We start from the raw sequence: 19,864 nt of genomic DNA, 5'->3' as shown, positions 1-19,864 counted from the left end.
AGCGCGTAGCCGAGTACAAAAAAGCTGTCGATGAAGTTATTGCGATGATCTAAAACAAAAAAATGCAATGACGCCCTTGTCTTGCCTGCTAAATTTATTATTCCACATAAGCAGTTGAGATAAGGGCACCAGCCCCCTAAAACTTCTAAGGAAGCAAATAAAATCCATGCACTTTCTTTCAGCCATCCAAACGACTGATATCGTCGTGGCCTATTTTTGGCATTTCGCTATCATGTGGAAGTCCCGCTGAACGCGCTTCCGCCTGCCAACCGGCCCGCATGATTTGCTCATATCGGTCCACGATAGGCTTAGAGTCCTCACCCAGCTTGCGGAGGGCAACCCCCATATCGCCCATAAATCCCCAAAATCTCGATAGGTCTGACATCTTTTTATGCAATTCACGCTGAAATGCTTCTAAACGCTTTAGCATCCTTTGTTTATGGGTTTCATCCAAGTCCTTTGCACTAACAAGCAACTGCCTCAGCTCGTTAATCGTGGATTGGATTTTCTCGATATCTCCATCAGTAAACTCATAGGCTGGACGTTTGCTAAGAATCCCCCTAACGCTCGCACGGACTGAGTCAAGCTGGATTGCAGCAGCCTGCTGATGGAGTTCAGCATAAGCAGACGTAACAAAGGACAGCGAGCTGTCAACTATTTCGTACTCACTTTTATTCTGGAGGTACGGCAGCGCCACATTGATATTAATCTGCGCCTCTTCAACCAATACCTCAAATATAGCTATAGCTTCGACTATCAATCCATAGAACTCGTCGTCACGCTCGCTTATTTCATTGCGAACCTCCAAAACAAACTCACAGAGAGAACGCGCGCCCTCTACGGGGTTATCATGAATCCTGTTAATCACATGCTCAGGAACGTTCAATTTAGCTCACCTACTCACTCGACGGAAGATGCCAATTTGACATAAAAATGGAGCGATTGTGAACCTTAATGAACAGATTTAACTGCTCGCTGTACGCTGCTCAGGCTTACCCCAAGAGCTTCAGCAGTCTTTCGATAACTCATACCTCTTGCGACAGACTCCCGGATCGCTTCGTCATCCACAGCCTTCTTGCGCCCCCTGTAGACCCCAGCGGCCTTGGCCTTGGCAATCCCCTCAGATTGCCGCTCCCGGATCATGCTGCGCTCAAACTGAGCCACCGCGCCCATCATGCTCAGCATCAGGTCCTGCGTGTGATTCTTCTCGCTCGTGAAGATCAACCCTTCCTTGTGGAAATGAAGCTGCACGCCACGGGCCTTGAGATCCTCGACCAGCTCCAGCAGATCCTTGAGGCTCCGGGCGAGTCGGTCGATGCTGTGAACATGGATGGTGTCACCCCTGCGCACATAGCGCAGCATCTCTTGAAGCGCTGGGCGTTCCGTGGTGGCACCGCTTAGCTGGTCCTCGAAGACCTCATCCAGCGCCACACCGTCCAGTTGTCGGGCTGTGTTCTGATCTGCTGAGCTCACACGCTTGTAACCTACCTGCGCCATCTACAGTCTCACCTTGTGTATTCAATAGGATTTAGATGTTGAGATGCTGAGTGTATTCATAACAAAAGTCAACTCTAATGAATACGGATTGCGTTAGACACGTGTGTTCACCGAACTGTGTTCTCAAGGGTGTACTTCAGAATACGCTCCGAGTTTCGAGGCCTGGAGGTAGCGTTGTGGGTTGGCCAGGGCCTCCAAGCATCGTGCGTGGCCCAAGGAGGCTCCATGAGTGAGCTCCTCAGAACTCCAGTTTCATGCCCGGCCTGAGCGACAGCCGCACCCAAGGCATCTGCTGGTAACCAAGCCGGCACCCACCGCGCCCACCTGCTTCAGGCTCACGGGCCTCACTGGCAGCATAGGACTACAACTGAGCTCGCCAGGCCTCCTCAGCATGGGGTCCCTATCGCTCGCGCGAGGGGCATTGCCTGGCCAGATTGGTGAGCGAAGGCCGGGGTATGGGGGGATCTCGGACCCAGAGCTTAGTTAGATGGGGTCTCAAAAATTTCTCTGAGATTTTGATTGGTGCTCTTCAGCGGCGCTGTGAAGAGGCCTGGCGCTTGGCCTTTTCCTTTCGGGCTCTCATTTCAACTACCTTCTGGTTGATCTCAGAGGCCTTGCCCTGAAGCCATACAATGCCGGTGGCTGAGACCTTCCATCCATCAGCGTTACCGAACTGACCAGTGTGACGCTTGAAGTAGCCTCTCTGGAACCCGAGAGGGACTGGGCGGACAATCTCCTTACCTTGGTCGTGGTCGAATTCCTTCCGGAACTTCCCGACGCTTAGTAAGTAGTCCTTGGCGAGTAACGGGCGAAGGATCTTAGCGGCACGGCAAGCTTCCGACCATGAGACACCGTAGGTCCTTGCCCTTTGCATCAGAGCGTCGGCCTTGGGCATGTTATCCGCCAGGAGCTGCTCCTTTTCAACGAGCGCCAGGGCCGCCATTCGAGCGGATAGGATGGAGTCGTTGCGCATGGTTACAAAGGCATCCAGTACCATGACGTAGAAGTCCAGGGAGCAAGCCATCGCATATGCAATAGCTGCTCGTTCCGTGGCCCAAGTGCCCCCCTGGTCACCATTGACGCTATGCAGATTTGCACACCGCTCGAAGTAGTCACGTTCGCGTCCCCGCCACTGGGCAGGCGGCTTGGTTAGCTCAGGGAGGACCTTGTTGATCTCGGTTAGCGACCACAGCCCCTCAGCGTTCGGCATGAAAGCGTGACCCTCGATGGTGATGGGCAGCAATGGAGCTCTGGCGATATCGTTGTTCGTTATCACGTCCATGGTGTCTGTTTTCCTTTTGGTAGCGCCCTCCAGGTCGCACCCACAGCCGGACATCCAGCCCCCAGACAAGGGACCCGGCGTGGCATGAAAGGCGCTATCAGAAGAACTGGATAATTGAGAGAGCCCAGCGACGGGCGAAGGTGAATACGGCGGAGAGAGAAACACTGATGCCTCGGGGAGAGATCCTCAGGATTCTCTCCCTCCCTACTTAGTGAGGGCTTCTGGACGCCGCGTATTCCGTGGCCTCCAGAGAAGGGATGCCCTCATATCTCTATGCCCTTGCATCCTGGAAGTGGGAATCCCAGTGGGCAGTCATTGCGAGAATGTTCAGCTCTTGTTCCTCGTACCGCTCACAGAATCTACGGGACCACTCGGGGTGCAGTGAGAGCGTAGTAATAGTGGAGTCAGTCACAATTAGCCCTGAGCAGCCAATCAACAGTTCAAGGAGCCGTGCGGCCTTCCCTTTCTGACTGTCGGTAAGTACCTGTGCCTCGTCACCACAAATTACAAAACACAGCGCATTGCTAACAGGGATGCACCCTTGATGCTTTACGAGGAGCTTGAGCACGCGGCGAAGGACTACGCGAGCGATAACCTCGGGTGTCTTCTTTGGATCAGGGAAAGTCGCTGCTTGATTGAGTGAGGACGCATAGAGAGGCACCAGAGCTGCCATAAGTGGCGCGGCGCTGTTTTGGAGGACCCAAGGGTGGAATGGAGGGAGTGCTGCAATAGCAGTGTGCATACGTGAAGCTCCTATAAGGAAATCGTTAGGATTGATTGCTTTACGTTGCATTGCGTTACGTTGCGTTGTGGACCCGGTGGCCTTTGGCCTGGGTGCTGTAGTCACAAGAAGCATGAAGACAGCCGAGGTAGCCTATAGCCATCATTGGTTCGGGTCAAGTATCTGCCCGGTCCACTTAAAAGCCCTCCAAGGCTTCCGCTGAGCAGCCGTAATGAAATCCTGGGAGGTATGCACCTGCGCAGCCTTTGTCTACTGGTACCTTAGTGGAGAACTCCTCCACCAGGGTCCTAAGCCTGCAGCCTTCAGATTTCCTGGAGTCGGCTTAAGGTGCGCTTACAGATACAGCGACACATTGGCCTACCGCTCACCATTGGCGGTCTTAGCGCTCCTGAGGAGGCCTGAGCGGGTGTTAGAAAGGTGTTAGATATTTGTTAGAAAGGATGTCCCCTACCCCTGCAGGCCCCGTATAATCAGGCCTCACCCAGAAAGCTCTTGGATGTTCCTGATCCAGGGCTTGCCCACCGTGGCGCTGGGCGCGCTGGCCATCGTGCTGCTCAGCGACGGCTACCAGAGCGCCCGCTGGCTGAGCCCGGCCGAACGCCAACTGATCGAGGCGGACCTGAAAGCCGACGCCGCCGGCAAGCCGGCCACCCGCGGCGACAGCGTGATGTCGGTGCTGGGCAACCCGCTGATCTGGACCTTCGGTTTCGTCTACTTCTGCATCCAGAGCGGTGTCTATGCCATCAACTTCTGGCTGCCGTCGATCATCAAGAACATGGGCTTCGACAGCCCCCTGCTGATCGGCTGGCTCAGCGCCATCCCGTACCTGCTGGCCGGTGTGTTCATGATTGTCGTCGGCCGCTCGGCGGACCTGCGCAACGAACGCCGCTGGCACCTCGTGGTACCGATGCTGATGGGCGCGCTGGGCCTGCTGATCGCGGTGAACTTCGCCGCCCACCCGACCATCGCCATCCTCGGCCTGTCCATTGCCACCATGGGCGCGCTGACCGGCCTGCCGATGTTCTGGCCGATGCCGACCGCGCTGCTTACCGCCGGCACTGCCGTCGCGGGCCTGGCGATCATCAACTCGGTGGGACAGATGGCCGGCTTCCTCAGCCCCTACCTGGTGGGTTTCATCAAGGACCAGACCGGCTCGACCGATGCGGCGCTGTATGCGTTGGCCGGGTTGATCGTGGTCGGTAGCCTGGTGGCCTTGCGCGTTTCGCGCAGCACCAGCAGCGCCCTGGCAGGCGCTCGCCAGTAAGTGTCGACGAGGCCATCGCGGGCTTGCCCCGCGATGGCCACTACGCTAGTCGCGAGGTTTCCAACCTGCTTCATGCAATGCCGTCAGCAAGGTATCCCCATCCAGCGCCGGCACCACCACCCCTCCCTTGCCCTGCATCGTGCGCCCCGCCAGCAAGGCATTGACGATCGCCTCCTCCACCGTTTCCGCCGCCGCCATGAACAACGCCGAAATATGGTCGTTGTTGAGCATGCGCAACTCGGTGCATTGTTCCAGCCCCTTGCGTGCATAGTCCGCCGGCGGCAGATTCTGGTTACCGGTGGAGAACGCCAGGAAGATATCGCCGCTGGAGTCCTCGGTGCCGCCACCGGTGCGGGCGATGCCGATCGACGCGCGCTGGGCCAGGCGCTGGCACTGGTGTGGCAGCAGCGGCGCGTCGGTGGCGATCACCACCACGATCGAGCCCATCCCCGGGGTGCCGGTCACAGGTTCGGCGAAAGGCGACGGCAAATGCCCCAGCTGACGCCCCACCGGGTAGCCATCCACCCGCAACTCGCGCCGCTGGCCATGGTTGGCCTGGACCAGGGCGCCTACGGTCCAGCCACCCTGCCCGTCCTCCAGGCGCCGCGAGGCGGTGCCGATGCCGCCCTTGAACTCGTGGCAGATCATCCCCGTGCCACCGCCCACCGGCCCTTCCTGCACCGGCCCCGAGATGGCCGCTTCCTGTGCCTGATGCACCTGCGCCGGGGTCACGTGCTGGCCCCAGATGTCATTGAGCAGGCCATCGTAGGTTTCCATCACCACCGGCATGCACCAGTACACCGCCTCGTCCGGCAGGCGCTCACGCTCGGCGGCGATCAACGCATCGCGCACCACGCCGACGCTGTGGGTATTGGTGATGGCGATCGGAGTGGTCAGCAAACCGGCCTCGCGGATCCACTCCAGGCCCGTGGCGTCGCCGTTGCCGTTGAGCACGTGGCAGCCGGCGAAACAGGGTTGCTGACGAGCCGCGCCTGCGCGGGGCTCGATCAGCGTCACCCCGGTGCGGATCGGCGCCGGGCGGTGTTCGTCGATCAGGGTGCTGTGGCCGACCCGCACCCCCGGTACGTCGGTGATGGCATTGAACGGGCCCGGGGTGCCGTGGCCGAGGGCTATGCCCAGTTGACGCGCACGCATGTGTACTCCTTGGATGCTCACAATTTCTGGAAGGTCGGGCTCAGCCGGCCGTGGGTGCTGTACAGCGTCACCGACACGGCCAGCAGCCCGAGGATGATCAACAGGTCGCGCAGGGACGCCTCGCGCAGCAGGGTCACCAGCAGCCAGCCAGCGCCGCTGACCGCCAGCAGCGCCGGCAACGGCCACAGCGGCATACGGTACGGATGCTCGCGGTCGCGGCGCAGCACCCGGCTGCACAGGGCGCATGCGGCCACCACCAAGTAGATCAGCAGCAACAGCAGCACGGTGAACGAGGTCAGTTCCTCCAGGCTGCCGGACAGGCTCAGCAAGGCCGACGGCACGGCGAGGAACAGCGTGGCCAGCCACGGCGACTCCCAGCGCGGATGGATCAGGGTGAAGGCACGGTTGAGCGTGGGGGTCCAGATCGCGTCGCGCCCGCTGCTGTACACCACCCGGCCGACCTGGATGACAATGGCCACGATGGCGTTGAACACCGAGAGGAAGATCCCCGCGCTGACCAGCCGCGCCAGGGTCTCGTTGCCATGGGCGGTCAGCAGGTAGCCGATCGGATCGCCGCTGGCCAGCATCGCCTGCAGCGACGGCGCGCCGATCAGCAGCGCGGCCAGCGGGATCACCTCGATCGCCACCACCACCGCCAGTGACCACAGCACCGCCCGGTGCACAGTGCGGCCACGGTCCTTCATGTCTTCGGCCAGCAGCACAGCGCCACCATAGCCATTGAAGGCGAACAGTGCCATGCCCACCGCGCCCAGCACCAGTGCCCAGGGTGCCGCCGTCAGCGCCCCTTGCTCGAGCATCTGCGGCTGCAACAGGCTCGCCGCCGGTTGGCTGGCATTGCCGAACCCCAGAATCACGATCACCAGCAGCGCGGCGACCTCGCAGAACAGGAACACCCCGGTGATCCAGGCATTCAGGCGGATGTTGAGAATACCCAGCGCATAGCTGGAGACGACGATCACCAGCGCCACGGTCTGGGTGTCGAAACGCGTGCCCAGGGCATTGTTCAGGTAGGTGGCGGCGCCACCTGCAAGCACTGGCGGAATGAACAGCATCGAGGCCAGCACGGTGAGAAAGGTGGCATAGCCCGCCAGCCCGCCGAACACGCGCTTGGCGTACACATACTCGCCGCCGGCAGAGCTGTGGGCGCGCCCCAGTTCGGCGTAGCACCAGGCGAACATCAACGCCAGCGCACCCGCCATGATGAAGGACAGAAACGCACCACTGCCAGCCTGTTGGATGGCGAACGGGGCAATGACGAACACGGAACTGGCCGGGGTCACCGCGGAAACAGTGATGGCGACCACGTCGAACACACCCAGGCGCTGCTTGAGCGCGCTTGCGGGCTCTTCGCTGGAGCTCATGGCGTTTTTCCTCTGATTGTTATTGGTTGTGAGGGGAAAACCGGTCGCGCGGCCGCTGGACCTGAGCCGGACTGTAGGCCTGGGCAAGCCTTTGGCCAATTACCCTTAGGGGGTACGCCCCTTGACGGAGCGGTGCAAAGCTCTGAACACTGCGGGCCTACCACCAGCCGCGGCGGCCCCATGCACCACCTATTCACCGAAGCCAGCACCCACGCTGGCCTTGCCCGCACCGTCGAGCAGATCGGCCAGCCGCGCTTCTGGCGCCAGTTGATCCTGCTGCTGCAGCAATGGCTGGCATTCGACAATGCCCTGGCGATGTTCTACCCCCGCGCCGGGCTGCCCCGGGCACTGGAAATTTTCGACGCGCAAGGTGAAGGCAACCCCGAGGCCATGGCCCTGTACCTGAGTGGCCTGTATCAGCTCGACCCGTTCTACCAAGCCTGCCAGGAGCGCATTGGCGATGGCCTGCACCGCCTGGAAGAAGTGGCGCCGGACCAGTTCCGCCAGAGCGAGTACTACCTCAAGTACTTCCACGACCATGTCCTGGAGGATGAGGTGCAGTTCATCGTCCAGCTCGGCGACAGCGGCGCCCTGTCCCTGTCGCTGGGCCGGCGCGAACGGTTCGACAGCGCCAGCCACGGCCTGCTGGCGCTGGTCTGCCCGTGGGTGGTCGCGCTGATGGCCCATCATTGGCTGCAACACAGCCTGCGCCCGGCGCCAGCGGCGGGCATGGCTCACCAGGTGCGCGACGCCATGAGCCTGTTCGGCGCCAAGGTGCTGTCGGAGCGCGAGCTGGAGATCGCCCGGCTTATCCTGCGCGGTTATTCATCGAAAGCCATGGCCGAGCGGCTGGCCATTTCACCGGAGACCATCAAGGTGCACCGCCGGCACCTCTACGCCAAGCTGGACATCTCGTCGCAACCTGAGCTGTTCTCATTGTTTCTGCAATCGTTGGGGCACGATCCGCAGGACCCTTGAAATCTCACTGGCGCAACCGCCCAAGTGCCTCCAGTACATGCCCGGTCGCCCGCTCCACCCCACCTTCGCGGCAGGCGATGCCCAGCTGGCGCCACAAACCTGGCCGCAGCGGCCGTTGGGCAATGCGCGCCTGCGGCTGACGCACCTCACCTTCCTGCGGCAGCAAGGTGGCGCCATACCCGGCGGCCACCAGGCTCTTGATCGCATCGTTATAGTTCAGCTCGATTCGCGGTTCGGGGTACAACCCCGCCGTGGCGAACCACTCCGAGGTGACCCGCGACAGCTGGGTGGTGCTGTCGTTGAGAATCAGCGCCCTACCGGCCAGCCAGGCCGGGGTGACCCGCGCCGGCGGCTGCCAGTCGGCGGGCACGTAGGCCATGATCGGATCGCGTCGCCACGGCGTGATCCTCAAGCCCTTGCCCGCCACCTGCGGCAGCGCCACCAGGCCGATGTCCAGGGTGCCTTCGCGCAGACGCGCCAGGGAGGCCTGGGAGGTGAGCACCTGCACCTGCACGTCGATCCCGGGGTGGTCCACCCGCAGGGTTTCCAGGGCTTGGGGCAACAGGTGGGCGATGGCGCCGGTCGAGGCGCCGAGGCGCACCCGCCCGGTCAGGCCCTCGACCTGGCGGCGCACCTCGTCCAGCGCCTGGTCGGCATCGGCCAGCAGGCGCCGGGCGCGGGCCAGCAGCGTCGCGCCGATGGCCGTAGGGCGGACCTGGCCGCGGGTACGGGTAAGCAACGGCGCACCGATGCGCGCCTCCAGTTCGGCCACATGCAGGCTGATGGTCGGGGGCGCCAGGTTGAGCTGGCGGGCGGCCTGCGCGAAGGACGCACAGTCGGCGATCACCACCAGGGTGCGCAAGCGGTCGAGGCTGATTTCTCGCATGGGGTCTCGCAAGAGCGGCTATCAATTCAGGATTACTGAACGTGGCCATCATGATATTCAAATTTTCTTTCGTCCAGTGAGCAGCGAGGATTAGCCATCACTCTCGTCACCGGATAATCGGCATGCACCAACCCCTCGTCTTCATCGATGGCGACCAAGGCACCACCGGCCTGCAAATCCACGCCCGCCTGCAAGGCCGCGATGACTTGCGCCTGCTCACTCTGCCCGACGCCGAGCGCAAGGACCCGGCCCGCCGCAGCGAGGCTATCAACAGCGCCGACATCGCCCTGCTCTGCCTGCCCGACGAAGCCGCCCGCGAGGCCGTGGCCACCCTGCGCAACCCGGCGGTGCGGGTGATCGACGCAAGCTCAGCGCACCGTACAGCTCCAGGCTGGGTCTACGGCCTGCCGGAGCTGAACGCCGAGCAGTCCGAGCGCATCGCCACGGCCACCCGGGTCAGCAACCCCGGCTGCTACCCTACCGGCGCCATCGCCTTGCTGCATCCGCTGGTCAAGGCCGGCCTGCTGCCCGCCGACTACCCGCTGAGCATCCATGCCATTTCCGGCTACTCCGGCGGTGGCCGTGCCGCCGTCGAGCGCCATGAACGGCGCAGCGATGATTACCTGCCGACGCTGCAGCTGTACGGCCTGGAACTGGCCCACAAGCATGTACCGGAGATCCAGCGACACGCCGGGCTCAGCGCAAGGCCGGTGTTCGTCCCAGGCTATGGCGACTATCGCCAGGGCATCGTGCTGAGCATCCCCCTGCAGCTGCGCCTGCTGCCCGGGGTCAGCGCCGAGCAGCTGCAGGCCTGCCTGGAACAGCACTACCAGGGTGCCCGGCACGTGCAGGTCATGCCCCTGCACCAGCATGGCGCGGCCGCGGCGCTCGATCCGCAGGCGCTGAACGACAGCAATGACCTGCGCCTGGCCCTGTACGCCAACCCCGAGCACGGCCAGGTGCTGCTGACCGCGGTGTTCGACAACCTGGGCAAGGGCGCGTCTGGCGCCGCCGTGCAGAACCTCGACCTGATGCTGGCTGGGCTGCGCTAGGTTAGAATGGACACCCGCCTCGTCCGGGGCGGGTGTTTCACACCTTGCCGGAGTTCCACCCGCGATGTTCATCCTCCGCCGCCTCGACGGCGTGCCGCCCGAATCCTTCCAGAACCAGATCCGCCAGCTGGTGATCGACCATGTCGGCCAGCTCAGCAGCGTAGCCATCAGCCCGGACAACCCGCTGTACCCGCTGTACCAATATGGTGTCGGCCTGGAGGTGCACCAGTACCTGATGGCCCTGGACGGCAACCGCGGCCTGCGGGTCGAACTGACCCTCGCCCTGGATGCCGACGCGCCGGACCGGTTGCTCGGCTTTGCCCTGGTACTGCCGGCCCAGGACAACCCGCAAGCCTGCGTCCTCGCCTACCTCGCCGTGGACGCCAGCCACCGCCGCCAAGGCATCGCCCGTGGCCTGCTGGATGCCGTGCGTGGCCGCTATGCCTGTGTCGAGCTGAGCGCCTTTGCACAGCAAGTGCCGTGGTTCGAGAACATGGGCCTGCAGGTAGTCGCCAGCGCCGGGCCGCAGGTATTGATGAGCAGTACCGGCAAGGCCAGCGACGCACTGATCGGGCGGCTGGACATCGCGCCGATCTACCAGACCGTCGAGGTGCGGCAGATCCATGCCTACCTGCTCAAGCAGCAGGGCGAAGCGGCGATGGTCGAGGCCGAACGGCTGCGCGACGCACGGTTGGATACGCTGGCCGAGCAAGCGAGGGCATGCGTCAGCGAACGTAAACGCGTGCACTGATAGGTTCAGCCCTTGATGGCTTTCTCGATGGCGGCGATATCGATCCTGCCCATCTGCAGCATTGCCTCGAACGCCCGCTTCGCCACGCCGCGATCGGCGCTGGCAACGGCCTCGGTGAGTATCCGTGGACTGATCTGCCAGGACAGGCCCCATTTGTCCTTGCACCAGCCACAGACACTTTCACTGCCACCATTGCCGACTATCGCGTCCCAGTAGCGGTCGGTCTCTTCCTGGCTGTCGGTCGCCACCTGGAACGAGAACGCCTCGCTGTGGCTGAACGCCTTGCCGCCGTTCAGACCGATGCAGGGCACGCCCATCACGGTGAACTCGACGGTAATCACGTCGCCCGCCTTGCCCGAGGGGTAGTCGGCGGGCGCCTTGTGCACCGCGGTCACGCGGCTGTCGGGAAAGGTGCTGGCATAGAAGTTCGCCGCCTCCTCGGCATCGTTGTCGAACCACAGGCAAACACTGTTCTTGGCGATCATGGGCGCTCTCCTGGGCGGGTCTCACTGCCCACGAGTCTAGCCCCCGGATCCGCCAGTCCCCGACAAGCGCGATCAACGGCTGGCCAGTCAGATGAGATCGAGCGCAGAAGCCTTCGTGGCGAACACTTTGAAATAAACGCAGACAGCAACAAGGGTGCTGTATGCCGGGTTTGCTCGCCATCTGTGTCTAACGGCAATTGTCCGCCACGCCTAGGATCGAAGCCTGCAACCATGGAGAGCTGCCATGAACGAACTGCCCACCACCAGCGATTTTTCCGGGCTGGTCCTGCGCCGCTTGCTGCCGGGCGACCAGGCCATGGTCTGCGCCCACCGCGAGGCCATGTTCCTGGAGGCCGGTGGCGACCCTCTGAACCTACAAGCCATGACCGAACACTTCCGCCCCTGGCTGCAACCGCGCCTGGCCGATGGTCGTTACTACGGGTTCGTGCTGCTGGATGACGAGCAGCCGGTGGCGGCCATCGGCCTGATGTCGATCGACTGGCCGCCGCACCCGGCACATCCCCGTCACGACCAGCGCGGCTATGTGCTCAATGTCTACGTGGAACCTTCCCATCGCCGCCGGGGACTGGCGTCGAAACTGATGCGTCTGGCCGAGGCAGAGTTCACCCGGCGCGGCCTGGCCTTTGCCGTCCTGCATGCCACCGAGGTGGGCCGCCCGGTCTACGCAGGCATGGGCTGGGCACCTACCACGGAAATGGCCAAGCACCTCGGCTGAGCGCTCAAGTCAGCCGCGCAAGCGCCGATACCTCTCGTGCATCCGCCCTGATTGTGCAGTTACTCAAGGAAGATTCATGTTGCGTTACAACCTCCCAGCCCTGCTGGTCCTTTCGCTGTTCCTGTCACTCACCGGCTGCAATGGCCTGCCTCGCACCACCACCGACAACGCCCCGCCACTGGGCCCGGTTCTACCGGACAGCGAGGCGCGCAATGCCTGGATCGCCCAGGCGCTCGCCCGGGATCCGCTGGCCAGCCAGAACCGCCAACCAGCACCGCGCCAGAGCAATGCGCAGGTCGTCGCCAAGCTGCGCCAGAAACGCGATGTTCAGCTGCCGGACGCCTACTGGACACAATGGCAACGTAACCTCGATGCTTTCGATGCCGACACCCTGCGCCACAAGGAAACGCAGCGTGCCCTTTACATCGCCACCTTCACCGATCAGCTCAAGCGCGTCGACGACCTCACCCTGCAACGCCTGGCCAACGCGCCCGACACATTGGACGCAGCCACTCGCGAGGACTGGAAGCTCCGCCTGATCGATCGTTACAGCCGCTACATCATCGACAGCGAAGTAAACCGCGACATCATCGACGCCCACCTGCGGCGCATGGCGCTGATGGACCGGCAGTACGGCGTCTGCGCCCTGGACAGCGACTGCTGGGACCGCCCACCCACGCCGTGATATTTGACGCTCGGTGGCCTAGCGTTCAAGGTTGTCGCACCCCATCGATCCGGAGTTCTCCATGCATTTCGACCTGATCCAGTCCCTGAGCCTGGCCGGCAAGACCGATGTGCCCAATGACGACCGCCTCGGCAGTGCCGACCGCCATGCCTGGGTGATCGACGGCGCCACCGACCTCGGCGCCCCAGGCCTGCTGGGTGAGCGCGGCGGCGCGGCCTGGCTCTCAGCCACAGCCCAGCGTGCCTTCGCCATGGCGTCGGGGCCGCTGCGCAAGGTCTGCGAGTCCGTCTTCGACTCGATCGCCCAGGCCTATCTGCAAGACCGTCAGCGCGAGCCCGTGGCCACCTGGGAGTTGCCACGTGCCGCCTTTGCCGCCGTGGCGCTGGAAGGCGAAGAGCTGGTCTGCGCGCACCTGGCCGACTGCGTGGTGCTGCACCGCAGCGCGCGCGGCATTCACTTCCTCACCCCGGAGCCCGACCGCGAGGCCGAGCGTGCAGAAGCCGCGGCACTGGGTCCCGGCACCGGCGCCCACGGCGTGCGCACCCCGGCGGTGCTGGCCGACCGTCGCGTCGCTCGCGAGCGCCCCCGGGCCGTACTCGGCGTCGATGCCGGTTTGTCCCGCGAGGGCACCCTCTACAGCCGTGCACCAGTTGCCGTGGGTGACGATGTCCTGCTGATGAGCGATGGTTTCGCGGCGCTGTTCGACACCTACCGGGCCTACGAACCGGCCGGTTTCATCGAGCGCCTGCAAAGCCACGGCCTGGATGACCTGGCACGGACACTGCGCGGTATCGAGCAGGACGATGCCGCGTGCCTGCGCTACCCGCGCTTCAAGATGAGCGACGACGCCTCGGCGATCTGGTTGCGGGTTGGTTAAGTCCCCGCGAGCCAGGCCAAGCGCTTGTGCAAAAAATAGCGGGTATGTCCAGGCGGGAAATCGGCAATCTCGCCAAAGACTTCGAACCCCAGCTTGCGGTAAAAGTCCGGCGCCTGGAAGCTGAAGGTGTCGAGCCAGATCCCGCCACAGCCCTTCTCCCTCGCCAGAGCCTCGGCCCTGGCCATCAGTTCACGCCCACAGCCCTGCCCGCGCATCCGCTCGGGCACCACCAGCAGTTCGACGAACATCCAGCCCCCGCCGAGCCTGGCATAAAGGCCACCGACGATTTCATCGTTGGCAGGATCGCGTAGCGTCCAGGCGACAGTGGCCGCGCCGGGCGAGCCGATCACACCATCGTTGAATGCGCGCAAGGGTTTTAGAATTGCATCGTGATGCAGGCTGGTTGCCTGGTCGGTGAAATCGATACCGAGTGTCATGGCAGGTCGTCCGGTTGACCATGGAGGGGCGGCGCCAAGCGCGCCGTGTTAAATTTGCTTGACGTTACATCAAGGCTTTACGTACAGAGCGTAACGCCAGAAACCTGTTTCCCTGCTATGGTAGCGCCCTTCTACCGGGCAGCAGGAAGCAAGTTGGGGATGGACCTCTTGAGAACTCTAGGCATGATTTTATTGGCCTGTGCTTGCGCTCCTACAATGGCGCACGAAACGAGTGACCCATTCGAAAGCGCGACGTATGGCACGACACTACTCCCCTTTATAATTGTTGGGGGGACCACGGCGCTGACGGTCTGGAATACCAATATGAAATCGGCAAAAGCCGACGCACTGGCGTTTATCGGTTCAGGTGGCGAGATACGGGGAGCTCAATTTGAGCAAGCAGTCCGGTACTACCATTCAGCCTACAGCCAACCTTATATGTCTGATGAGCAGCTGGCTCTTGCGATCGTAACTTCGATCTAGGCGCTGTATGAAAAGCCTTTGGACGAAGGTCAGGCAAGGCGAAAACCGCCTAGGAACGGTCGGAGTCGCGTTCGACTTTACGGGTTGTAAATGAGCATTCCGACCGGGCTGGCGCACCAGGCTGTTTCAACGCAGCATTACCGAGTATCAAGGCTTTTCATACAGAGCCTAAGAGCCCTGCGCCTTCACCTGGCAAATGCCGTTGGCCCGGTTCCTTCCGGTGTATGAGACGCTCGGGGAGCCGTCCGGGTTGATCGATAGCGAAATGGTCACTCCGCTGGCTTTGGCTTCGAAGTAGTTCTCGTTGAACTTCTTCAGTTTGCCCTCTTTGCCATTGATGTAGATCGGGCCGCCCTCGTCCGCGTGGACTTCAATTTTCCCAGGGCATGTTGCGTTCAGCAGTGGAACACCAGCCTGAGCCGCGCCTGACGCTACCAGCAAAGCCAACAGCAGTAATCGCTTCATCTCACGCGCCTTGAGTGGTTGATCAAGATCGAAGCAATAGCTCAAATCGGCGCTGCCCGCCAGCGTCTTCCCCACTTCAATGAATTCAGCGAGTGACTTGTCCGAGCTTGCCAAGCTGGAATCGGCAGTCATTGGTGCAGAATTGGTACAGGATTAAATTTCGTTCACGTTACGCCCTTTGGATATAAGGCATTCGACAGCCGTTCGGCCATACTCCAGAATGCAACGGTTTTTTGGGGGAAACCCTTGCACAGCCAACGACATACCAACATTTAGTGAGCCTCAACGTGAAAACTTCCCTGTCCATCCTCAGCCTGCTGCTGTTGCTCACAGGAACCGCGACCCTACCGTCGACCGCTGCTGCACAACCCCCGGCCCAGGTCCAGCGTGACCCGAGCAAACTGCACCTGGCGTCCGGCAGCGCCCTGTTGATCGACCTCAACACCAACAAGGAGCTGTATTCCAGCCACGCCGATCGCGTGCGCCCCATCGCCTCGGTCACCAAGTTGATGACCGCGATGGTCGTGCTCGACGCCAAGCTGCCCATGGACGAAATGCTCACCATGACCATCGCCAACAACCCGGAAATGAAAGGCGTGTATTCCCGGGTACGGCTGGGCAGCGAGCTGAACCGTCGCGAGACGTTGCTGATCACCCTGATGTCGTCGGAAAACCGTGCGGCCAACTCACTGGCCAACCACTACCCCGGTGGCTATGGCGCGTTCATCAAGGCGATGAACGCCAAGGCCCGCAGCCTGGGCATGAGCCACACCCGCTACGTCGAGCCGACCGGCCTGTCGACCTTGAACGTCTCCACCGCCCAGGACCTGGCCAAGCTGCTGATGGCCTCGCGCAAGTACCCGATGCTCAGCGAGCTGTCGGTTACCCGCGAAAAGACCGTGGCGTTCCGCAAGCCCAATTACACCCTGGGTTTCCGTAACACCGACCACCTGGTGAACAAGAGCAACTGGGACATCAAGCTGACCAAGACCGGCTTCACCAACGAGGCGGGGCACTGCCTGGTGCTGTTGACGAAGATGGACAACCGTCCGGTGGCCATGGTGATCCTCGATGCCTTCGGCAAGTACACCCACTTCGCCGACGCCAGCCGCATGCGCCAATGGCTGGAAACCGGCGCGGCGAAGCCGGCTCCGGCGGTGGCCATGCAGTACAAGAGCGAGCGGCAGAACCGCGCCCGCGTGGCGGTGGACTGAAGACCTGGCCATGGGGCTGCAAGGCAGCCCCATGTCACATTGACCGCAGGCCTCAGGCGCTGGTGTCGACCGAGCCGCCGGCGCTGTTGCCGCCGGACTGGCGCAGTGCTTCGAGCAATTGCGCGGTAGCCGCCATGATCAGGCCGGTGAGGGTGGCGATACTGGCCTGCTTGGCCGTGACCGCCGCCATCTTGGACGGATCGCGCCTTGCTTGCTCCATCAACTGGGCCAGTTGTTTCTGCTCTTCGGCCAACTGCTTCTGCAGGCGCTTGATCTGCTCGCGCTGCTCCTTGATGGCCGGCTCTTCGTTACTTTCAAGGCTGCTTTCAAGCTGTGCGGCCTTGGTCTCGCTCTTGAACGCGTCGCCCTTGAACGCCAAGCCGCCCCGCTCGTCTACCGTAGGCGTGCCGGGCGAGGCATTCGAAGTGGCCGCAGGCGTGGCGCCGGCAACGCTGGGGATGTTGAGATTGGCTGCGGTTATTCCAACCATTTCTTACCTTCCTTGAGGTGGATTCTTACTAGGCAGTTATCGGCCAGCCCTCCCCGTTCTTGAATCATCAATCAATGGAAACGGACCTGCGCCGCGCCGACACCCTCGCGGGCAAGCCAGCCCTTGCCGTATGCGTTGCGTTTCCGGCATTTAGCCTCGCCTGCACGGGTAAATTTGCCGACCATTCGTTCGTCCACCTGATACCCAGGCCCTGCCCAGCCGGCAGGCCGACCCGATCAGCCCCGCAACGAGATGGCAATGACCAAGACCCGTTCCCGCAAAGCCTTGTACATCGGCCTGCCCCTGGCCCTGGTGGCCGCCCTGGGTGGAGCCGCCGGCTATTACTTCTGGAAACAGGACGGCGGCTACCCCCGTGCAATCGTGCAGCAGGCCAACGACCTGCATGAGCACATGCTCTCCTTCGACAGCCATGTCACCGTGCCGTTGGGCTACGGCAGCACCGGTTACGAAGCAGACAAGGACGGCCATGGCCAGTTCGACCTGGCCAAGGCGGCCAAGGGCCGGCTGTCCGGCGCGGCGCTGACCATCTTCGGCTGGCCGGAGCTGTGGAACGGCCCGAACGCGCCGCACCGCCCCACCCCTGGCTTCATCGACGAGGCCCGCAACCAGCAGGAAGTGCGCTACAAGATCATCAGCGGCATCGTGCGCGACTTCCCCAACCAGGTCGGCATCGCTTACACACCGGACGACTTCCGGCGCCTGAACGGCGAAGGCAAATTCGCCATCTTCATCAGCATGCTTAACGCCTACCCACTGGGCAGCGACCTGTCGCAGCTCGACCTGTGGACCAAGCGCGGCATGCGCATGTTCGGCTTCAGCTACACCGGCAACAATGCCTGGGCCGATTCCTCGCGGCCACTGCCATTCTTCAATGACACCCCCGACGCCTTCGGCGGCCTGTCGCCACTGGGCGAGCAGGCGGTCAAGCGGCTCAACGACCTGGGGGTGATCATCGATGTCTCGCAGATGTCCACCCAGGCCCTGGAAGATGTCGCCCGCCTGAGCCGCGCGCCGTTCGTGGCCTCGCATTCGGCGCCACGGGCGCTGGTGGACATTCCGCGCAACCTGTCCGACAAAGAGATGCAACTGATCAAGGACAGCGGCGGCGTGCTTCAGGTGGTGGCCTTCACCACTTACCTCAAGCCCCTGAGCAAGCCGACCCTGGAGAAACTCGAAGCCCTGCGCGCACGCTTCGACCTGCAACCGTTGCAAGGTTTGACCAACGCACTGATGCCGGGCGACCCGATCATCGCCATCTGGCCAGAGGCGCGCTTCGGCGAATACGCCAGCAGCCTGTACGCCATCGTCGACGAAGAGCCCCGCGCCGGCCTCAAGGAGTATGTCGACGCCATCGACTACGCCGTGAAGAAGATGGGCATCGATCATGTCGGCATCAGCTCCGACTTCAACGATGGTGGCGGCGTTACTGGCTTCATGAACGTCGGCGAGATCCGCAACGTGACCGCCGAACTGCTGACCCGCGGCTATTCCGAAACCGATATTGCCAAGCTCTGGGCAGGCAACTTCCTGCGCGTCTGGGGGCAGGTGCAGAAAGCCGCCAACCCCGTGGCCCAGCTCGCCAATACCGCCCAGGAAACCCGCCATGACTGATCGGCGCGCCTTCCTCAAGCAGGCCGCCGCCCTGGCGGCCAGCCTGCCGTTGCTGCCAAGCGCCCTGGCCGCCACCGCCACCCCGGCGTCATTGCAGGGCCCGGACAAATGGCGTCAGTTGCGCCAGCTGTTCCCCCTCGCGCCGGATGTCGCGCACTTCGCCAACTTCCTGATCACCGCCCACCCGCGGCCGGTACAGGATGCGATCGACCGCCACCGCGCCACCCTCGACCACAACCCTGCGGTGTGCATGGACTGGGAGAGCCAGTACGAATGGCAGCGCGAGGATGAGGTCCGCGAGTGGGCAGGCCGCTATCTGGACGTGCGCCCCCGCCAGGTCGCCCTTACCGGCAGCACCACCGAGGGCCTGGGCATGATCTACGGTGGCCTGCACGTGGCGTCGCACCAGGAGATCCTGACCACCGAGCACGAGCACTACTCGACCCACAACTGCCTGGCCTTCCGTCAGCGCCAGCACGGCACCCAGGTGCGCAAGCTGCGCCTGTTCGACAAGCCGGGCGACGTGTCCACCGACCGGGTGCTGAGCGTGATCGACCGCAGCATTCGCCCTGAAACCCGGGTGCTGGGCATGACCTGGGTGCATTCGGGCAGCGGCGTCAAGCTGCCGGTGGGCGCCATCGGCGAGCTGGTGCGCCAGCACAACCGCAACCGCGACGAGGCCGAGCGCATTGTCTACGTGGTGGATGGCGTGCATGGCTTCGGCGTGGAAAACGCCCGCTTCGCCGACTTCAACTGCGACTACTTCATCGCCGGCACCCACAAGTGGATGTTCGGCCCACGCGGCACCGGGATCATCTGCGCGGCGTCCGAGCAGATGCAGCACCTGACACCGACCTTCGCCACCTTTTCGCGCAACGAGGACTTTGGCACCATCATGACCCCGGGCGGGTACCACGCCTTTGAGCACCGCTGGGCGCTGGGCGAGGCCTTCAAGCTGCACCTGGAGCTGGGCAAGGCCGATGTCCAGGCGCGTATCCACCAGCTCAACGACTACCTCAAGGCGCGGCTCGCCGAACACCGCGCCGTGGAGCTGGTAACTCCGGCCAGCCGCGAGTTCTCCGCAGGCTTCACCTTCTTCCGCATCAAGGATCGCGATCCCGATGCCGTGGCCGCCTACCTGAATGCCAACAAGGTCATGGTCGATGCCGTGGACCGCGACGCCGGGCCGGTGATCCGCTTCGCGCCGAGCCTGCTCAACGACGAACAGCAGGTTGACCGGGCCATGGCATTGCTGCGTACGCAGATCGGGTAAGCCTCGTCGCAGGCTCCCCAGGGCTGCGTGCGGGCTTGCCCCGCGATCACCGGCCCCGCCGGTGTCATCCTGCATGCGCGCCATCGCGGGGCAAGCCC

General features: G+C 62.8%; 20 protein-coding genes and 1 pseudogene. 11 read left to right on the top strand and 10 right to left on the bottom strand.

Translation table 11 applies throughout. The features are described from left to right. Positions 1-178: 178 nt before the first annotated feature. The 3 genes from KHO27_RS07405 to KHO27_RS07395 form a co-directional block, all read right to left on the bottom strand. Positions 179-886, bottom strand: coding sequence for a hypothetical protein (locus tag KHO27_RS07405; protein WP_214501519.1), 708 nt, complete (start codon positions 884-886; stop codon positions 179-181). A 65-nt stretch (positions 887-951) separates the two neighbouring features. Further along, complete coding sequence (locus KHO27_RS07400) at positions 952-1,497, bottom strand: recombinase family protein (protein WP_214501518.1); 546 nt, start codon at positions 1,495-1,497, stop codon at positions 952-954. Between the two features lie 529 nt (positions 1,498-2,026). Then, positions 2,027-2,779 carry a hypothetical protein gene (locus KHO27_RS07395; protein ID WP_214501517.1) on the bottom strand — a complete coding sequence of 251 codons (753 nt, stop codon included), beginning with the start codon at positions 2,777-2,779 and terminating at the stop codon, positions 2,027-2,029. 1,235 nt (positions 2,780-4,014) lie between these two features. Here KHO27_RS07395 and KHO27_RS07390 point away from each other — a divergent pair. After that, positions 4,015-4,785 (top strand): annotated as a pseudogene (locus tag KHO27_RS07390) (MFS transporter); the annotation flags it as partial. Positions 4,786-4,830: 45 nt separating this feature from the next. Here KHO27_RS07390 and KHO27_RS07385 read toward each other — a convergent pair. Next, complete coding sequence (locus KHO27_RS07385; RefSeq protein WP_214501516.1) at positions 4,831-5,940, bottom strand: DmpA family aminopeptidase; 1,110 nt, start codon at positions 5,938-5,940, stop codon at positions 4,831-4,833. A gap of 17 nt (positions 5,941-5,957) precedes the next feature. Further along, the gene (locus KHO27_RS07380) at positions 5,958-7,322 is read right to left on the bottom strand and encodes an APC family permease (RefSeq protein ID WP_046855266.1); all 1,365 of its coding nucleotides are present in this window, start codon (positions 7,320-7,322) and stop codon (positions 5,958-5,960) included. 180 nt (positions 7,323-7,502) lie between these two features. Here KHO27_RS07380 and KHO27_RS07375 point away from each other — a divergent pair, with 180 nt between their 5' ends. Beyond that, the gene (locus KHO27_RS07375; protein WP_110699642.1) at positions 7,503-8,300 is read left to right on the top strand and encodes a helix-turn-helix transcriptional regulator; all 798 of its coding nucleotides are present in this window, start codon (positions 7,503-7,505) and stop codon (positions 8,298-8,300) included. Between the two features lie 4 nt (positions 8,301-8,304). Here KHO27_RS07375 and KHO27_RS07370 read toward each other — a convergent pair whose 3' ends face one another. Next, complete coding sequence (locus KHO27_RS07370) at positions 8,305-9,186, bottom strand: LysR family transcriptional regulator (RefSeq protein WP_111532449.1); 882 nt, start codon at positions 9,184-9,186, stop codon at positions 8,305-8,307. A gap of 122 nt (positions 9,187-9,308) precedes the next feature. Here KHO27_RS07370 and argC point away from each other — a divergent pair, with 122 nt between their 5' ends. After that, complete coding sequence (argC, locus tag KHO27_RS07365) at positions 9,309-10,238, top strand: N-acetyl-gamma-glutamyl-phosphate reductase (RefSeq protein WP_214501515.1); 930 nt, start codon at positions 9,309-9,311, stop codon at positions 10,236-10,238. A gap of 64 nt (positions 10,239-10,302) precedes the next feature. Further along, positions 10,303-10,989: a GNAT family N-acetyltransferase gene (locus KHO27_RS07360; protein WP_110699648.1), complete on the top strand. Its 687-nt coding sequence runs from the start codon at positions 10,303-10,305 to the stop codon at positions 10,987-10,989. A gap of 5 nt (positions 10,990-10,994) precedes the next feature. Here the strand turns inward: KHO27_RS07360 and KHO27_RS07355 are convergent, their stop codons facing one another. Continuing rightward, positions 10,995-11,474, bottom strand: a complete 480-nt coding sequence (locus KHO27_RS07355) for a VOC family protein (RefSeq protein WP_111532451.1) — start codon at positions 11,472-11,474, stop codon at positions 10,995-10,997. Positions 11,475-11,718: 244 nt separating this feature from the next. Between KHO27_RS07355 and KHO27_RS07350 the strand changes: the two genes are divergently transcribed. From KHO27_RS07350 to KHO27_RS07340, 3 genes are all read left to right on the top strand, one after another. Further along, complete coding sequence (locus KHO27_RS07350) at positions 11,719-12,210, top strand: GNAT family N-acetyltransferase (protein ID WP_110699652.1); 492 nt, start codon at positions 11,719-11,721, stop codon at positions 12,208-12,210. 76 nt (positions 12,211-12,286) lie between these two features. Then, positions 12,287-12,895 (top strand): hypothetical protein, encoded by a 609-nt coding sequence (locus KHO27_RS07345; protein ID WP_214501514.1) that lies wholly within the window; start codon positions 12,287-12,289, stop codon positions 12,893-12,895. Between the two features lie 61 nt (positions 12,896-12,956). Further along, positions 12,957-13,772 carry a protein phosphatase 2C domain-containing protein gene (locus KHO27_RS07340; protein ID WP_214501513.1) on the top strand — a complete coding sequence of 272 codons (816 nt, stop codon included), beginning with the start codon at positions 12,957-12,959 and terminating at the stop codon, positions 13,770-13,772. On the opposite strand, the gene KHO27_RS07335 is transcribed toward KHO27_RS07340, so the two are convergent. After that, complete coding sequence (locus KHO27_RS07335; RefSeq protein ID WP_110699658.1) at positions 13,769-14,209, bottom strand: GNAT family N-acetyltransferase; 441 nt, start codon at positions 14,207-14,209, stop codon at positions 13,769-13,771. The genes KHO27_RS07340 and KHO27_RS07335 overlap by 4 nt on opposite strands. 117 nt (positions 14,210-14,326) lie before the next feature. On the opposite strand from KHO27_RS07335, the gene KHO27_RS26370 reads away from it, so the two are divergent. Next, positions 14,327-14,692: a DUF2388 domain-containing protein gene (locus tag KHO27_RS26370; protein ID WP_305955888.1), complete on the top strand. Its 366-nt coding sequence runs from the start codon at positions 14,327-14,329 to the stop codon at positions 14,690-14,692. 168 nt (positions 14,693-14,860) lie between these two features. Here the strand turns inward: KHO27_RS26370 and KHO27_RS07325 are convergent, their stop codons facing one another. After that, the gene (locus KHO27_RS07325; RefSeq protein WP_110699743.1) at positions 14,861-15,157 is read right to left on the bottom strand and encodes a hypothetical protein; all 297 of its coding nucleotides are present in this window, start codon (positions 15,155-15,157) and stop codon (positions 14,861-14,863) included. A 287-nt stretch (positions 15,158-15,444) separates the two neighbouring features. Between KHO27_RS07325 and pbpG the strand changes: the two genes are divergently transcribed. Continuing rightward, positions 15,445-16,371, top strand: a complete 927-nt coding sequence (pbpG, locus tag KHO27_RS07320) for a D-alanyl-D-alanine endopeptidase (protein WP_110699745.1) — start codon at positions 15,445-15,447, stop codon at positions 16,369-16,371. 52 nt (positions 16,372-16,423) lie between these two features. On the opposite strand, the gene KHO27_RS07315 is transcribed toward pbpG, so the two are convergent. Further along, a complete protein-coding gene (locus KHO27_RS07315; RefSeq protein ID WP_110699662.1) occupies positions 16,424-16,861 on the bottom strand; it encodes a hypothetical protein in 438 nt (145 codons plus the stop codon). Positions 16,862-17,119: 258 nt separating this feature from the next. On the opposite strand from KHO27_RS07315, the gene pvdM reads away from it, so the two are divergent. Then, positions 17,120-18,493: a pyoverdine-tailoring dipeptidase-like protein PvdM gene (pvdM, locus tag KHO27_RS07310; protein WP_110699664.1), complete on the top strand. Its 1,374-nt coding sequence runs from the start codon at positions 17,120-17,122 to the stop codon at positions 18,491-18,493. Next, positions 18,486-19,766, top strand: coding sequence for a pyoverdine-tailoring periplasmic protein PvdN (gene pvdN / locus KHO27_RS07305; protein WP_102682387.1), 1,281 nt, complete (start codon positions 18,486-18,488; stop codon positions 19,764-19,766). The genes pvdM and pvdN overlap by 8 nt, the downstream gene beginning before the upstream one ends. Positions 19,767-19,864 lie beyond the last annotated feature (98 nt).

Source organism: Pseudomonas sp. RC3H12 (assembly GCF_018596375.1).
Classification (GTDB): Bacteria; Pseudomonadota; Gammaproteobacteria; order Pseudomonadales; family Pseudomonadaceae; genus Aquipseudomonas.
Note: the sequence above shows the minus strand (reverse complement) of the source record. Positions and strands in the feature narration are given on the sequence as shown.

Bases quoted from the DNA above. Each gene is read 5' to 3' on its own strand.
- KHO27_RS07350 (WP_110699652.1), top strand. From the start codon at position 11,719: ATGAACGAACTGCCCACCACCAGCGATTTTTCCGGGCTGGTCCTGCGC.
- pvdN (WP_102682387.1), top strand. From the start codon at position 18,486: ATGACTGATCGGCGCGCCTTCCTCAAGCAGGCCGCCGCCCTGGCGGCC.
- KHO27_RS07385 (WP_214501516.1), bottom strand. From the start codon at position 5,940: ATGCGTGCGCGTCAACTGGGCATAGCCCTCGGCCACGGCACCCCGGGC.
- KHO27_RS07375 (WP_110699642.1), top strand. From the start codon at position 7,503: ATGCACCACCTATTCACCGAAGCCAGCACCCACGCTGGCCTTGCCCGC.
- KHO27_RS26370 (WP_305955888.1), top strand. From the start codon at position 14,327: ATGGTAGCGCCCTTCTACCGGGCAGCAGGAAGCAAGTTGGGGATGGAC.
- pvdM (WP_110699664.1), top strand. From the start codon at position 17,120: ATGACCAAGACCCGTTCCCGCAAAGCCTTGTACATCGGCCTGCCCCTG.
- KHO27_RS07355 (WP_111532451.1), bottom strand. From the start codon at position 11,474: ATGATCGCCAAGAACAGTGTTTGCCTGTGGTTCGACAACGATGCCGAG.
- KHO27_RS07335 (WP_110699658.1), bottom strand. From the start codon at position 14,209: ATGACACTCGGTATCGATTTCACCGACCAGGCAACCAGCCTGCATCAC.
- KHO27_RS07400 (WP_214501518.1), bottom strand. From the start codon at position 1,497: ATGGCGCAGGTAGGTTACAAGCGTGTGAGCTCAGCAGATCAGAACACA.
- KHO27_RS07395 (WP_214501517.1), bottom strand. From the start codon at position 2,779: ATGGACGTGATAACGAACAACGATATCGCCAGAGCTCCATTGCTGCCC.
- KHO27_RS07345 (WP_214501514.1), top strand. From the start codon at position 12,287: ATGTTGCGTTACAACCTCCCAGCCCTGCTGGTCCTTTCGCTGTTCCTG.
- KHO27_RS07360 (WP_110699648.1), top strand. From the start codon at position 10,303: ATGTTCATCCTCCGCCGCCTCGACGGCGTGCCGCCCGAATCCTTCCAG.
- argC (WP_214501515.1), top strand. From the start codon at position 9,309: ATGCACCAACCCCTCGTCTTCATCGATGGCGACCAAGGCACCACCGGC.
- KHO27_RS07380 (WP_046855266.1), bottom strand. From the start codon at position 7,322: ATGAGCTCCAGCGAAGAGCCCGCAAGCGCGCTCAAGCAGCGCCTGGGT.
- KHO27_RS07370 (WP_111532449.1), bottom strand. From the start codon at position 9,186: ATGCGAGAAATCAGCCTCGACCGCTTGCGCACCCTGGTGGTGATCGCC.
- KHO27_RS07315 (WP_110699662.1), bottom strand. From the start codon at position 16,861: ATGGTTGGAATAACCGCAGCCAATCTCAACATCCCCAGCGTTGCCGGC.
- KHO27_RS07325 (WP_110699743.1), bottom strand. From the start codon at position 15,157: ATGAAGCGATTACTGCTGTTGGCTTTGCTGGTAGCGTCAGGCGCGGCT.
- KHO27_RS07340 (WP_214501513.1), top strand. From the start codon at position 12,957: ATGCATTTCGACCTGATCCAGTCCCTGAGCCTGGCCGGCAAGACCGAT.